This window comes from Pseudoalteromonas sp. SiA1 (assembly GCF_018732205.1).
Lineage (GTDB): Bacteria > Pseudomonadota > Gammaproteobacteria > Enterobacterales > Alteromonadaceae > Pseudoalteromonas > Pseudoalteromonas tetraodonis.
The window spans coordinates 431,418-446,530 of the sequence record NZ_CP076085.1; the positions used below are offsets into that span (position 1 = coordinate 431,418).

Consider the following 15,113-nt stretch of genomic DNA (forward strand, 5'->3'; position numbering starts at 1 on the left):
GTTGAATATACGGGATCAAATACTAAAGTCAGCGCTGCACTGCAAAGCTTTATAAAGATTTAACGAACGAGATAAAAAACTTTATAAAAACTTTATAGAGGCAATATCGAAAAGGCAGTAACCTAAGTGCTCAAATGTTAGAGGAATAATTAATGAATCAGGTCGAGGCCAAACCAAGGTGGTATAAAGCATTTTTTTTGGCGTTAATAATGCCATTAATTGTGGTTATGGCCATTTTCCCTGTACGTAACTGGTTTACTACTACCGATATTGTAATGCTTCAGTTATTGTGGGTGACTTGGGTTGCTGTACGTAGTAACCGTCGCCTTGCGATACTGACCACCTTAGTAAGTGTCGCATGTACAGATTGGTTTTTTGTTGCCCCTAATTTTACTTTTCATATTGAAAACATAGAATATTTAGTAACTTTTATTGTTATGCTAATTGTTGGTTTTGTGATCAGTCAATTGGCGGGGGAGCTCAGTACTAAAGTCAGAGATGTGCAATTACACGCAAGTAATAGCCGCACCTTGTATGAACTGGCAAAAGACCTAAATAGCCTAGATACGCTGGACGAACAAAAAAAGTACTTTGTACAGCGGATCGGTAAGCATTTAAATGCATCTTGCACATTTATGCCTGCAGCACCGCGAGGCAACAGTGAATTTATATTACTTAGTGAGGCTAACCCGAGCTGGGGCGGGTTTAATTTTACTAAACGGTTAACGCAAGGGCAAAAAGCTTTTGCTGATACCGCTATCTCGCTGCTTTATCAAGTACATGAAAAAACGATATTACGCCAGCAGTCGGCTGCTATTTCGGTGCAAGCGGAATTAGAGCGCGCTAAAAATGCACTTTTACGTAGTTTGTCACATGATTTACGCACACCATTGGCAACTATTATGGGCGCATCCAGCATGCTTGCAGATGATGAAATTACCCTCAGCGACAGCGTGATAAAAGAGCAAGCGAGTAATATTTATGAGCAAAGTAAAATACTTAATCAGCACTTTGATAAAGTCATGGAGTTAAGCCGAGTTAATAAAATGGGTGAAAACCTATGTTGGCAAACAATAAACTTACAAGCATTACTCAGTGAAGCCAAAGCTCGCAGACAGCAGCAACTCACTCATTTTGTTATAGATACCAATATAGACGCTCAGTCAAAATGCATAGGGGATGTGACTTTATTAGAAATTGCGCTAGCTAATATGCTCGAAAATGCATGGCGTTATGGTGATGGGAAGGTGAGCGTTGAATTTACTCAAAGTAGCAATCAGCAAAAGGTATGTTATCAGTTACTTCTCACTAATAACGTGATCACTAAAGCGCAAACAAGTAGCGATGAAGGCGTTGGGCTGGGCAGTATTATTTGTGATGTGGTAGCTAAATTTCACCAAGGTACATTTACATTAACAATTAACAACGAGACACAGATGGCGTACGCAAAATTGATCTGGGAAAAAGACAATGACTAAAATCTTAATATTGGAAGACTCTCCCCCTTTACAAAGCTTTTTAAAAACCTTGTTGCAAGCCAGTGGTTACGAGCTAAGTATTTGTGATAAAGGCTTAGATGGTTTTGCACGTTTAAGTGAGCAAAGTTATGATCTTGTGTTATTAGACTTAGGCTTGTTAGATATGGACGGTCAAGACTGGCTGATTGAGTTTCGACAATGGAGTGCCTTACCTGTTTTGGTGCTGTCAGCGCGAGATGGCGAAGTTGAAAAGGTAACCGCGCTTGATAATGGAGCAAATGACTATATTACCAAACCGTTTAGCGCGAATGAGTTACTCGCCAGAATTCGGGTGTTATTGCGCACCCAAAGTCAGCCGAGTGTGGCGTTTACCTGTGGGAATATAAAAATAGATCCACAAAAGCACATAGTAACCACCTCGGGGAATGAGATAAAACTGACTAAAAAAGAGTACGCAATATTATTATTGCTGTTTCAAAATAAAGATAAAGTACTCACTCATAATGCAATTTTAAGCCATATTTGGGGAGCGCAGTACATAGACCGTCCTGAATATGTGCGGGTACATGTAGCGCAGCTCAGACAAAAACTAGAAGCTAACCCTGCTAGTCCAAAATACATATTAACTGAACCCGCTGTGGGTTATCGGTTGGTCGATTAAACAATAAGAACTTTACAGTCTGCTCTACAACTCAGCGAGTCTGATAAATTATATAAATAACGCTTTTGTTTCCAAGCGATACTCTATTTAACAACCTTGTCCGTTATATAGCGGGTATTTTAATACCCCGCTTCTGCATTAATTTCTACACAATTGATTTGCCTAGAAAGTTTTTATAGTCTAATTTTTAAGCTTAATACTTCAGATCCTCAGGATGTTGGCTTGCTTGTTTAAGCCTAAAATTATGCGACTACCACTCATACACTCTTTGCAAGGAAAGATGCTGCTGTATTTGGCATTGCCCGTCATGCTCATTATTGCCAGTATCTTGAGTTATTGGTATTCAACTAGCCTTAATCAGGCTGTTATACAAGCAAAACTAAATTTAAGCCAGACGGCAGATACGATTGCCGCGAAGGTAAATGAAGAAACGCAATTAGCGGTACGCACTACAGAGATTATGGCCTTAGCACAGCAAAATGGGTTGTTTGGTGATAGAGAGGCAAGTATTAATTTTGTTCGTGCAGTGCTTAAAATGAACCCTTCATTTGTGGGGGCTTCGTTTGGTTATGAGCCTAATGCCGATAATCAAGATCAAGCCTATATTAATGCTCCACCGTTAAAAGAGGGCGTTTATGTAGACCAAACTGGCCGTTTTTTACCTTATTGGCATCGTGATTTTAATGACTCTGAACGTTTGTTACTTGAGCCCTTGGTCGATATGGAATCAAGTCTTTATTATGAGGGAGTACGTCAACAGTTTTTACGTGATGGTAATACCGAGACGATGATCACTGAGCCCTATGTTTACGAGGGAAGAATGCTGGTTGAACAAAGTTCGCCAATTATTATTAATGGCGAATTTGTCGGTATGGCAAGTGTAGATAGAGCACTTGCTGATATAACGGAATTCTTACAAACCATAAAGCAGCAACTAAAAATTGATGTTTTGTTACTCAGCCAACGTGACAACGTGATTGCCACGACATTAAATCATTCAGGACTAAAAACGAAAGCCATTTTAGACACAGATTATGCAAGTATAGCCAAACAGCTAAAATCACAGGGGCAAGCAAGAGAAATATTATCTGCTAACGATCCTTTTGATTCTGGAATATTCTATTTTGATAAAGCCAAGGTTGCCACTGGGCATTGGACAGTGATAGTGCGTCGCTCTGAAACCGATATTATTGGGCCTATTCAAGCGCAATTTAGCCCATTATTGGCAGCGGCTTTTGCAAGTGTATTACTGGTGTTTTTACTCTTTTGGTATTTTATTAACCGAACAACCAAGCGTATTAATATTGCGATTAAATCTGTTGAACAGCTAGCTAATGGAGATTTATCTATTCATGTTCAAAAGTATATGACTCAAAAGGATGAGCTTGGCACCATGTTTAGAAGCTTTGAGCGTTTAATTAAAGCCAGTAAAGATATTGATCAGGTTTGCTCTGCGATTGCAGCTGGGGATTTTTCTCAAACAGTTTCTAAGCGCAGCCCTTATGACAGTTTAAGTGATTCTATTAATTTAATGTCGAGTAAACGCCATGAGGCAGAGCAGGCTCTACTTGAGCAAACCATAGAGCTTCGTCGCACTCAGCAGGAACTTGTTGAAGCAGAGAAAATGTCTTCACTTGGAAGTTTAGTCAGTGGTGTGGCACATGAGGTGAATACACCGTTAGGTGTTTGTGTGACAGCGACATCTCATTTGCGAGAAATGTTAATCGAAACTAAAAACAAAGTGGCTTCTGGCACCTTAAGTAAAACAGAGTTTAGTGAGTTTATTAGTGAAGTTGATTTAAGCTGTGACATTTTGCTAAAAAACATGCAACGTGCCGCTGATTTAATAAGCAGTTTTAAACGTGTAGCGGTTGATCAAACAACCGAAGAATTACGTAATTTGTATGTAAGTAGTTATTTTAATGAGGTGCTAAAAAGCCTCTATCATACCCTTAAAGCAACACCGGTTGATATTACCATTAGTGCAACGGAGCCTGAGCCAGAAGTGTATTCTGATCCTGGTGCCTTAGCGCAAATTTTCACTAATTTAGTAATGAATTCAATTATTCACGGTTTTCAAAATGGTAGAAAAAAAGGGCAGATAAGTGTTCATATTGAGTACTCAGACTCTGTCTGTATTCATTATCAAGACAGTGGTCAAGGCATGACAGATGAAGTTCAGAAAAAAGTGTTTGACCCGTTTTACACTACAAATAGAGCGGGTGGCGGCAGTGGCTTGGGGATGAATATTGTTTATAACCTCGTAGTTCACCGCCTGAAAGGGCAAATTGCAGTAAAGCAAAAAGAATCCACAGGCGTTTATTTTTTCATTCAATTTCCGGTAACGCCACCGAATTAATAAATAGCAGGGTGTGTTTATGGAGTGGTTACAAGATGATGTAGTGTCAGATAAAGCGGTTGCCAACAGCAATGCTAAGCCATGGAAAATCTTAATTGTTGATGACGATGACTCGGTGCATCAGGTAACTCAACTTGCAATGAAGCGCTTTGAATTTGAGCAACGCCCTGTTGAACTACACAGTGTTTACAGTGCATCTGAGGCGAAAGAGAAACTACAAAGCTCAGAACGTTACGCATTAATTTTACTAGATGTCGTAATGGAAACAGAACATGCAGGATTAGATCTTGCGCGATTTATTCGCCAAGACTTACAAAATGGTTATAGTCGAATTATTTTGCGAACAGGTCAGCCTGGGGTTGCGCCTGAGCGCAGTGTTATTCGCGATTATGATATTGATGGCTATAAAGCGAAGAGCCAACTGCAAAGCCAAGATCTTGAATTGATTTTTTATACCTCTTTACGAGCCTACCGCGATATTTGTATGCTACAAACTCACCGCTATAATTTAAAAAGACTAATAAAAGCTATCTCTACCATTACCCAAATTGGTGACTTGGTAGAGTTTACCTCTGTTGTCATGGAAGAGTTAAAACTTGTACTGAATATGAGCTCGGCCAATTTATATATTGATGCGCCTAAAGTATTTGGTATTTGTCAGTTAGATGAAAAGTTGCAAATGATTGAAGGGGAAGTCTCAGGTATACATCTGTTCACGGGAAGTGGTATTGATAGTATTCCGAAAAAGCATCAAGAGTACTTTTTAAGGGCGAAACAAACCAAGCAGAATTTTATTGCAGAAGATCATTATGTTTATTTTCATCATTCACAAAAAGGTCTAGATTCAATACTCGCATTTCAATCATTGCAACCGGTTAAAAAAGAAGCGCAACAGCTTGTTGACTTGTTTTTGGGCAATGTTGTTCTCACATTTGAAAGTTTATTATTAGCTAATTCAATTGAAGAAACCCAGCAGCTGGCTATTTTACTGATGGGAGGTGCCATGGAGTCGCGCTCCAAGGAAACGGGATCTCACGTAATTAGGGTTGGCTTATATGCAAAATTACTCGCGCAGCTGCATAATCAAAATCAAGCGTACTGCGATAAAATTAGCCTAGCTGCGCAATTACATGATGTAGGAAAGGTAGGTGTACCAGATCTCATTTTAAACAAGCCGGCAAAATTAGATGCTGACGAGTGGGAAATTATGAAACAGCATACCACTAAGGGCTGGGAAATTCTCAAAGGGACAGCTAATCCTGTTATTGATATGGCTGCAAACATTGCGATTGATCATCACGAGCGTTGGGATGGAGCCGGTTATCCGCACGCAAAAAAACAGCAAGAAATCAGTTTAGAGGGACGAATTACTGCGATTGCTGATGTGTTTGATGCGTTATGTTGTCGCCGTTGTTATAAAGAGCCTTGGAGTATGGATGACGCAAAAGCGGAAATAATTAAAGGTGCAGGTAATCATTTTGATCCAAACTTAGTTGCACTTTTTGAAGCACATTTTAATGATTTTAAACAAATCTACCTGGATAGGCCTGAATAGAAAAGCGGGTATCGCTTTGACTGTGAAACCACAATCAAAGCGAAAGGTAAGTTAGTCGTACTTGGCTTCTAACTCGTTAGCGGTATGAAATTTTTCATGAGATTGTAATTGCTCATCGTATTTAACCAGGTTTTTAAAGTGCTCTAACTGGCCTGCATTTTTAACGATTTCAACAATAAACGACATCATAAAATCGGCTCCGGTTAGGGTCTCGCCCACTAAATAACGCTTGCCTTCAAGACGGCTGTTAAAATAGCTAATCACTTTAGCGGTTTCTGCATCAGCATAGCCCTCTAAAAACTGGGTTTTAGCACCATCTTTTTGCACAAACATTTTGAGTAAAAGCGGTAAAATTGCTGAGCTTTCTGCAAAATGTAGCCATTGCTGGTAGTCAACGTAATCAGGGGTGCCTGCTTTTGGGGCAAATTTACCTTTGCCATATTTAGTGATCAGGTAATCTGTGATAGCGCCAGACTCGGCAATCACTAAGCCATCATCTTCTATAACTGGCGATTTACCCAGCGGATGCACATTTTTAAGCTCATCAGGGGCTAAAAAAGTCTCAGTGTTACGTTGGTAAGCAACAATTTCGTAATCGACCTCAAGCTCTTCTAGTAACCAAATAATACGTTTAGAGCGAGATTTATTTAAATGGTGTAGTTTAATCATTTTCTTCCTTATTGAGCTGTGTTGAATTACAACACAGCCTGAATGTTATTATAGTGGGCTGTTAATCCTTACTACGGTTTTACCAAAGTTCTTCCCACTGATCATGTCGTTAAATGCACTGATGGTGTTTTCAATGCCTTCTACTAGATGTTCGCGGTATTGAATTTTTCCGTCTTGTAGCCATTTTTGCATGTCTTGTGCAAATTCGTCATAGCGGTGGCCATAATCATCAAAAATAATAAAGCCTTGCATTTTGATGCGCTTAGTTAGTAATTGTCCCATTAACATGCCCATTCGGTCTGGGCCCTCAGGCAAACTGGTCGCATTATATTGCGATACCAAACCACAGATAGGCACGCGCGCTGAGGTATTAAGCAAAGGTAATACGGCGTCAAACACTTTTCCGCCCACATTTTCATAATAAACATCAATGCCTTGGTCACATGCTTTTTCTAATTGCTCGGCAAAGTCATCGGCTTTGTGATCAATACAGGCATCAAAGCCTAGCTTTTCAACGGCATGAGCACATTTTTCGCTGCCACCGGCAACTCCAACCACTTTACAGCCTTTAATTTTAGCAATTTGGCCAACCGTTGCACCAACAGGTCCCGTTGCTGCTGCAACGACCACGGTTTCACCTGCTTTAGGGGCGCCAATATCGAGTAAACCCATGTAGGCGGTAAAGCCAGGCATACCCATAATACCCAATGCGTATGAAGGGTTTGTTGGTTCTTTACCTAATGACATTAAGCCTTCGCCATTTGAGATGGCGTAAGTTTGCCAACCTGTGTACGCTAATACCCATTCGCCTTCGCTAAATTTATCGTTTTTAGATGTTTCTACTTGGCACACCGTTGCACCAACCATTACATCACCAATTTCGACAGGGTCGGCATACGATTTAGCATCGCTCATACGGCCACGCATGTAGGGGTCTAATGATAAGTAAATTGTACGCAACAGTACTTCGCCCTCTTTTAACGATGGAAGCTCTTTGCTTTTAAATTCAAAGTTGTCATTGGTAGGGGCGCCATGTGGGCGCGAGGCTAAAGTAAATTGACGGCTAGTTGTAGACATAAAAATCTCCAAAATAAAGTGAAAAACCACCTATTACCGAATGTTTAAGCTTTAAAACAATACACGGCTCAACAATAATGCGCGGATAGGCAGATAAAATTTGTACCTTGATACACGAGCTTTGGGCGAGAGGGGGTTAATTCAACCTTTGCAAACATTTAATTAGAATAATTACTCTGTTTTTAGCATGCTAAATATATGGCTATCAAAATAGTGACCATTTTTATAAATTGCTTGTTTTAAAATAGCCTCGGTATTAAAGCCACTTTTAAGCAGCGCCTTTATTGAGCCCGCATTACCAGCAAATACAGCCGCATAAATACGGTTTAAATTAGTACTTTTAAACACTTCTTTAGGGTCTGTTGACCTTTGCGGATTACAATTTGTTCAAACTAGGGGCGGTTTAATCGCGGCGCGAGGTTTGTAACCTAGTGGGCTAAGTCAAAACCGAGCAACAAAGAGTAAATAGCCCCTAGGCAGAACCCGAAGGGCAGCGCCTGTTTAGCATTAATGCTGCGTTATCGCCTATTTATGGGGAATAACCACACCTCATAGGCTCTGCCTTGCCTAAATACCAAACAGACTGTTGCAAATTTAACCTTGAAAGGTCAACAGACCCTAATAATCAACCCAATGGCTTGGGTGATAATACCTTGCCCCCAATATTGCTGACTAAGCCAATAGCCAATTTCGCCACTGCGGCTATACTCAAATTCACCAGGAATAACACCAATACAACCAACACACAGGCCATCAACTTCAATGGCTTTAATGATGCCACATTTTGCTCCCTCGTTTATCCACCAATTCGCATCTGCCTGCGTATACGGAAATGGAATTTTAGAGGACAAATAGCGAGCTACTTGTTGATTGTTCAAAATGGTTACGATTTGAAAGGTATCGTGTTGCTTGAACTCACGTAAAATCATCATATGGTAAATAAGTTTATTATTATCAACCAATAACCTAGTAAGCTTTAGGCGTTTAAACAATGAAACTATCTTTTTAAAATTAAAGTGTATACAGCTATAACTTTGCTTTAAACTCTTTTAAAATATAATAAAAAGTACCTACACAGAGTCACTATGCACCCACACATTGCCGCCCTTTATAATAGCGCTAAAAAGCCTAGTCGTTTAATTATTGGCCTAATGAGTGGCACCTCTTTAGATGGTTTAGATGTGGCGCTATGTAAAATAACCGGAGCGGGTTTGCATACCCAAATAGAGGTATTAAAATTCACCACGGTTGAGTACAACGATGAGTATAAAACTAAAATAAAACAGGTGTTTGCTAAGCGCGAATGCGATTTAGAAGTGCTGACTTTGTTACATCCGTGGGTAGGTAAATTCCATGGTGCTATGGTTAATCAGTGTTTAGCACTGTGGCAAGTAAATCCAGCCGATATTGATGTAATAGCCAGTCACGGGCAAACTATTTATCACTGCCCGCAATCCCAACATAACCACCACGATTTTAAAAATGGCACGCTACAAATTGGCGACAGCGATCAAATAGCGGTTACTACAGGCATTACCACGATAGGTGACTTTAGGCAAAAGCATATTGCTGCTGGTGGTGAAGGTGCACCATTAGCTGTGTATGGAGATTATTTGTTTTTTGCCAGCCCAAATGAAAATCGTATTTTACTCAACATGGGGGGCATTGCTAATTTAACATTTTTACCTAAAAACGGCGATACTGGAGCGGTCTTTAGCTCTGACATTGGCCCTGGCAATACTATTATGGATGCTTATGTACAGCATTATTTTAAAGGGCTCCATTATGATGAGGGAGCTAAACTTGCCAAAGCTGGTAAAGTGAATACAAAGCTTCTTGCTGCGCTTACCGATAACGCGTTTTTTAAATTACCTCTGCCTAAAACAACCGGACCTGAGGTGTTTAATTTAGCTTATTTACGGGCGGCACAAATGCATTCAACGACACAAAGACTAAACCACGAAGATGTTTTAGCGACTTTAAATGCCCTTTCTGCCACTACGATTGCTAAGGCATTAAATGACTGTGCTCAACATACTCAAGACTGTGTAGTGTATGCCAGTGGTGGAGGTATTCATAATCCATTATTAATGGAGCAATTATTGATGCACTGCCCAAACATTAAGGCGTTTAAAAACACCGAGAGTTTAGGCGTAAATCCTGATGCCAAAGAGGCCGTGCTGTTTGCTATTTTGGCAAATGAATGTTTGGCAGGGCAACGTCAAAGCTTAAATAATAACAACCAAGGTATTTTAGATATCACTATGGGAAAAGTGAGCTTTGCCGATTGAGTAATAAAAAACCAGTGGAAAAGTGTGCGCCAATAACTAAAAAAGCGAAAGTAAAGCTGTTCCCATATTAGCGAAATACTGACGTACCCGATGCGGCCTAGGCGGCGCTATATAAGTTGCAGGTGCAGTATAACCACTACCAAATTGGTTAATATGCATATCAAACTGCAAACTATTTTTTAACGTGCCGTGCTTACCATGCAAAATCATTTGCATCACAAAATCATGACTATGTGCTATTTGACTCAAAGTTAGGTTGACTCGCCCTTGTTCTAGATCAGATAGGTTGAGTGTTTTTTCTGTGTAGTATTGAGCCGCTCGTGCATTTGGCTCAGTTGCGCTGAGTGAAATAATATCACTTTCATGAGCAGCCTCAGGTAAAACGCATTGCAGTGTGATTTGATGCTGACTGTTAGCATCCTGCGATAGCGTTTCAAATTCCATGCTGTGACTCATTGCCGCAGACATAGGATCTTCAAATGACGGAAGTGCAAAGGTAAGTTGCACTATAGATTCGCTCATGAGGGGCTTCAAATGCTATTTTTGATTAATAATGCAGCTATTATTACCGATCATTATTGCAAAATTATGACTAAACAAAACGACTTCATACATGAGCTGGTTTAAATTACATTTTACAACTAAAGCTATTGTTTTAAATCAATATTATATTTAATAAATAAACTACAATGGTCGCTTAATAATATCGTTTATTAAATGCAAGGACACAACGAGGCCTTAGCTTAGCAATAACAATAATGCTTTTATCGAGCTTGCTGGTTGTTAATTAATGTTGCCTTTATTGTTAATTAAAGGTGTTTATTTGTGTGTGTTTTCTTAATTTTGCAATAAAATTGCTTGAAAAAAAACCAAGCTAGCCATAAAGTGCTTTTAAGAGCCCAAATACATAACACACTACCAAACAGGTTGTGGCGGGGTTGTGAGAATTAGATGGCACTAATAAAAAATAATTTATGGAAACTCTTCTGTTTTTTGCTGTTGGGTGGCTTAATTTTATTAAGCGTGCTTTTGGTTTACGAGTGGAAAAACATCAAAAAAGATTACCGCACGAGCTCCCAAAATCGTGTGGAATTTTCTGCGCAAGCACTTAAAAGCACCCTTAGAAATAAAGAGCTGATGCTAGATTTAATTGGTAGAGATATTCTCTCTAATAATAATTTACATGAAAAAACGTCGACAATTAAACTTCTTGATAATATTTTGCTCGAAAATCCCGTGTTATTAGGCTTTGGACTGTTTAATCCGCAAGGCGAGATTATTTATTACAGCTCAAACTTAAACGCTTCAACCATGATCAACCTGAAAGAAAATAAAAATACACGCCAAAGCTTTGCGCAAACCCTCGTATCAGACAAAATGGTATTAGGACAGACTTACTTTAATGAATCTTTACAAGAGTGGGTGATCCCAATAAGAAAAGCATTACGCGATAAGAGCGGCACAGTAATCGCGGTTATGACGGCAGGTATGGCGGTGTCGAGAGGGACTAAGTACTTAAATATTTTGCAAAGTAATCGTGATGATTACATCATGCTAGCAAGAGAAATAGATGGCTTTATTCAATACAGCTCGGTTAGAGATGCAGATATAGCAAGTTATATAAAAACCCAGACTAAAGAGGCATTGGGGTTATCGGGTAATGCTTTGATAGAGCAAACAGGTAAAACAAAGCAAACACTTAAATCTTCCGAGGAAGTGTTTAGCATAGAAACGACGGTAAAAGGCAAACCGTATATCACCTCAGCAAAATTTGATAACCGTTATCAGTTGTGGACTCTGTCACAAATGGCGATGCAACCAATAAAAAATCTGTATTATTGGAAAGTTGGCTTGTATGTCCTAGTTTATGTGTTTATTTGTATGGTGCTATTTTTTGGTTTTAGGCTTATTGCACGTGCTGAAAAAAAGCGTATTGATGAGCTATTCCATCTTTCAAGACATGATGATTTGACCAAACTCCCAAATCGAAAAGCGTTACGAGATAGCTTTGAAGAAAAAAAAGAAACATCGTTTAGCTTAGCAATCATTAACATTACCAACTTGCGTTCTATGAATAATCGCTTTGGCATGGAGTTTGGCGATAAAGCGATAAAAACCTTTGCTGGCTTTTTAAAAACAACATTTTTATCACCCTATTTAGTATTTAGAAATAGTGGGAATGAATTTTGTATTATTGCACCTCACACTTTTGATGAGCAAAACAGACGTGCATTCGAGCATATTTTAGAGTCAGCAATCCAGCAATATGAAACCAACAATAGTGAACGATTACTTAATATAAGTGTGGGCATAGCCTGTTATCCAGAGCATGGTATAACAAAGAGTAAGCTCGTACGAAGTGCGCATTTAGCTAACCAGTGGGCAAAAGATACCGGCCAATGGCTGTGTCATTATCATGCTGATATTAAACAAGCTTACTTACGTCGTTTAAAAGTAGAAGAGCGGCTTAATATGGCGTTAAACGAGCAGTCATTGTCTATGGCGTATCAGTGCCAAGTAAATGAACAGGGTAAAATCCATGCTATGGAGGCGCTCATTCGTTGGCAAGATGGTGAGCTTGGTATGGTATCACCCGCTGAGTTTATTGCTATTGCAGAGCAAAGTGATTTAATTTTTAAAATTGGTGACTTTGTTTTAGCGCGATCTATTGGTGAGTTTGCAAAAATGCAGCAACACAGCGATACCCCTCTTGAATTGGCAATAAACATTTCAGTAATGCAATTTCAAAGTAGTGTATTTATTCCTACATTATTACACAGTTTAGAGACGCATAATGTTACTGCGCAAAGTATCATTTTAGAAATAACAGAATCCCTCTTTATGGATAATCTTGAACATGTGATTGATACGATTAAGAGCTTAAAGTCACGTGGAATACGCTTTTCAATGGATGATTTTGGCACAGGCTATTCATCACTGAGTCTTTTGAGACGCTTACCGATAGATGAACTGAAAATAGATAAGAGCTTTGTTGATGATATTTTGGTGGACTCTAAATCAAATAGTATGGTGCAAAGTATTATTGCCATTGCCAACAGCCATAACTTAAGTGTTATAGCTGAGGGCGTGGAAGAGCAAGCACAGTTTGATATGTTAGTTGATATTGGCTGTAAACGTTTTCAGGGGTATTACTTTTATAAACCAGTGGCAGCAGCAACGGTTATTGAATACCTAACGGTTAATTAACTTATCCTGCAAATACTGTGGTGGCACGGCTAAGGCGGTCATTCACAGCCCCCCACTTACTGCTTACTGGCGGCTTTTCGATATAAATATTCATCGGTGTTGTCTCATCGATATTATGCAGCGTTTTATACATGTTTTTAGCATACTCAACAGGGCAAGCACTGAGCTTAGTAATGTACTGAGGCGAAATGTGATTAGCTAATAACTGTTGCTCTGCCTTGGTTGAATAGATTAAATAATGTGTTTGCAAATGGGGAGTGTTACTCAAAACACTTTGAAAGTCTGCGCTATTAATAAGTATTGCAGGAGCATGGGGCTGATAATGCGCCTTTACATTGCCAGGCACTGCCTCATTATGTGAAAGCGGTGTAGTGACATTCAGTCCGGTTTTTTGCAAAATATCTGCAGCGGATATAGGTCCTGGGCGTAAAATGCGAAGCTGCTCAGTGGTGGCATCAACAATCGTTGATTCAATACCCACATCACATTGACCGCCCTCTAATACCGCGCTAATTCGGCCATTTAAATCGCGCATAACATGGGCTGTGTTTATTGGGCTTAGTTGTTTGTAGCGATTAGCTGAGGGAGCTGCAAGCCCAGTATTTAATTGTTTTAAAACGGCTAAAAATTGCGGATGTGCTGGTACGCGTAAACCAATGCTATTCAAGCCACCTGTTACAGGGCTATTTAAATTATCTTTTGCATTTAAAATAAGTGTGAGCGGGCCTGGCCAAAAGGCTTCAGCAAGTGTAATCGCTGCCTTATTTACATTTTTTGCCCAGTAGTGCACATGTGATAGTTCAGGAATATGCACAATTAATGGGTGGTTTGTTGGGCGCCCTTTAGCGGCAAATATTTTTGCTACAGCATCACTATTGCTCGCATCGGCAGCAAGGCCGTACACAGTTTCTGTGGGTAAGGCAACGCATTCGCCCGCTTTTAATAGTGCCACGGCTTGGTTAATACGCTCTTCAGTATTCAAAAATTGAGTGGGTTGTAATGATGTCATAATAACTCTTAAGGATTACAAAACTGGCAATATGTTGCATCAGCAACGCGTTTTTTATTCGTTTCAATGTGGCTAAAGCCGCAACTATCACATACTGAAGTAGTTGATTTCATTTGTTCTGTTGGCATATTACATAGCTCACAGGGCAAGCCTTTTGTGACCTGTTTAGCAACAAAGTTAGGGTTTTGGCACTGTGGGCATGTTGATGATAACCGCCTTGCAAGATCTTCTGCAGCTCGGCTAATAATTACTTGGCGTTGCGGGCTATACATGGCCCTCAGATCAGGCGTGATTGTACCTGTGCTTGGCGTTTTTTCTGTATACAAAGCAATAAGCGCTTCTATGCTAAGCCCTTTATGAAGCGTTTGGGTGTCGTCAAGTATCCAATGCTGGTTTTCATAGCGCTGACATGCAGTAGTGATTGATTCAGCACTGGTTTCACTGCTAATGCTTAAGCTGCTCGGCGAAAATGGCCCACCAGCGTATCCATAAATAGCATTGTTATTGTGTTTATCATAAAAACAAATAACTTCTTCGTCCCAGTTCATTAAACCCGGATACGGCCCACCCCCAAAACTGCCTTCACTGCCAAGCCCAAATTGCTCGCCTGTGAGTTCACATGCGCGCTGAGCTTTTGTCAGTGCCGCTGTGTTGGCACTACAATGACGTTGTACTTCGTGACTAAACATCCCAAGTGTATCGGTATCAAATAAATCAGTAGTGAATACCTCAAAACCAAGTGGCTCCAAAGCGGGAGCTACTAAAGGCGCCTTTTTATGTTTCGTGGCAATGACTATCTTTGGCATA

At 39.8% G+C, this 15,113-nt stretch carries 12 protein-coding genes and 1 pseudogene; 6 read left to right on the forward strand and 7 right to left on the reverse strand.

Annotation, left to right across the window (positions count from 1 at the left end):
• Positions 1-152 precede the first annotated feature (152 nt).
• From KK487_RS17325 to KK487_RS17340, 4 genes are all read left to right on the forward strand, one after another.
• Positions 153-1,478 (forward strand): DUF4118 domain-containing protein, encoded by a 1,326-nt coding sequence (locus tag KK487_RS17325; protein ID WP_024602613.1) that lies wholly within the window; start codon positions 153-155, stop codon positions 1,476-1,478.
• On the forward strand, positions 1,471-2,139 hold the full coding sequence (locus KK487_RS17330; protein ID WP_024602614.1) for a response regulator: 669 nt from the start codon (positions 1,471-1,473) through the stop codon (positions 2,137-2,139). The genes KK487_RS17325 and KK487_RS17330 overlap by 8 nt, the downstream gene beginning before the upstream one ends.
• 244 nt (positions 2,140-2,383) lie before the next feature.
• A complete protein-coding gene (locus KK487_RS17335; RefSeq protein ID WP_235420451.1) occupies positions 2,384-4,498 on the forward strand; it encodes an ATP-binding protein in 2,115 nt (704 codons plus the stop codon).
• Between the two features lie 19 nt (positions 4,499-4,517).
• The gene (locus KK487_RS17340) at positions 4,518-6,053 is read left to right on the forward strand and encodes an HD domain-containing phosphohydrolase (RefSeq protein WP_036955328.1); all 1,536 of its coding nucleotides are present in this window, start codon (positions 4,518-4,520) and stop codon (positions 6,051-6,053) included.
• A 51-nt stretch (positions 6,054-6,104) separates the two neighbouring features.
• Here KK487_RS17340 and KK487_RS17345 read toward each other — a convergent pair whose 3' ends face one another.
• From KK487_RS17345 to KK487_RS17360, 4 genes and pseudogenes are all read right to left on the reverse strand, one after another.
• On the reverse strand, positions 6,105-6,722 hold the full coding sequence (locus KK487_RS17345; protein ID WP_016899137.1) for a glutathione S-transferase family protein: 618 nt from the start codon (positions 6,720-6,722) through the stop codon (positions 6,105-6,107).
• A 48-nt stretch (positions 6,723-6,770) separates the two neighbouring features.
• Positions 6,771-7,799 carry an NADPH-dependent curcumin/dihydrocurcumin reductase gene (curA, locus tag KK487_RS17350; RefSeq protein ID WP_024602617.1) on the reverse strand — a complete coding sequence of 343 codons (1,029 nt, stop codon included), beginning with the start codon at positions 7,797-7,799 and terminating at the stop codon, positions 6,771-6,773.
• Between the two features lie 171 nt (positions 7,800-7,970).
• The gene (locus tag KK487_RS17355; protein WP_013462910.1) at positions 7,971-8,147 is read right to left on the reverse strand and encodes a GNAT family N-acetyltransferase; all 177 of its coding nucleotides are present in this window, start codon (positions 8,145-8,147) and stop codon (positions 7,971-7,973) included.
• 275 nt (positions 8,148-8,422) lie between these two features.
• Positions 8,423-8,731: pseudogene (locus KK487_RS17360) on the reverse strand (GNAT family N-acetyltransferase); the annotation flags it as partial.
• Positions 8,732-8,884: 153 nt separating this feature from the next.
• Between KK487_RS17360 and KK487_RS17365 the strand changes: the two are divergent.
• Positions 8,885-10,090 (forward strand): anhydro-N-acetylmuramic acid kinase, encoded by a 1,206-nt coding sequence (locus tag KK487_RS17365; protein WP_036955325.1) that lies wholly within the window; start codon positions 8,885-8,887, stop codon positions 10,088-10,090.
• Positions 10,091-10,126: 36 nt separating this feature from the next.
• Here the strand turns inward: KK487_RS17365 and KK487_RS17370 are convergent, their stop codons facing one another.
• Entirely contained in the window at positions 10,127-10,612 is a 486-nt protein-coding gene (locus KK487_RS17370) for a hypothetical protein (protein WP_013462913.1), read from the reverse strand.
• A gap of 429 nt (positions 10,613-11,041) precedes the next feature.
• Between KK487_RS17370 and KK487_RS17375 the strand changes: the two genes are divergently transcribed.
• Positions 11,042-13,297: a bifunctional diguanylate cyclase/phosphodiesterase gene (locus KK487_RS17375; protein WP_013462914.1), complete on the forward strand. Its 2,256-nt coding sequence runs from the start codon at positions 11,042-11,044 to the stop codon at positions 13,295-13,297.
• A gap of 1 nt (position 13,298) precedes the next feature.
• Here the strand turns inward: KK487_RS17375 and KK487_RS17380 are convergent, their stop codons facing one another.
• Together KK487_RS17380 and KK487_RS17385 are read right to left on the reverse strand one after the other, a co-directional pair.
• Positions 13,299-14,306: an L-threonylcarbamoyladenylate synthase gene (locus KK487_RS17380; RefSeq protein WP_036955322.1), complete on the reverse strand. Its 1,008-nt coding sequence runs from the start codon at positions 14,304-14,306 to the stop codon at positions 13,299-13,301.
• A gap of 8 nt (positions 14,307-14,314) precedes the next feature.
• Positions 14,315-15,112 (reverse strand): DUF6671 family protein, encoded by a 798-nt coding sequence (locus tag KK487_RS17385; RefSeq protein ID WP_013462916.1) that lies wholly within the window; start codon positions 15,110-15,112, stop codon positions 14,315-14,317.
• Position 15,113: the final 1 nt, after the last annotated feature.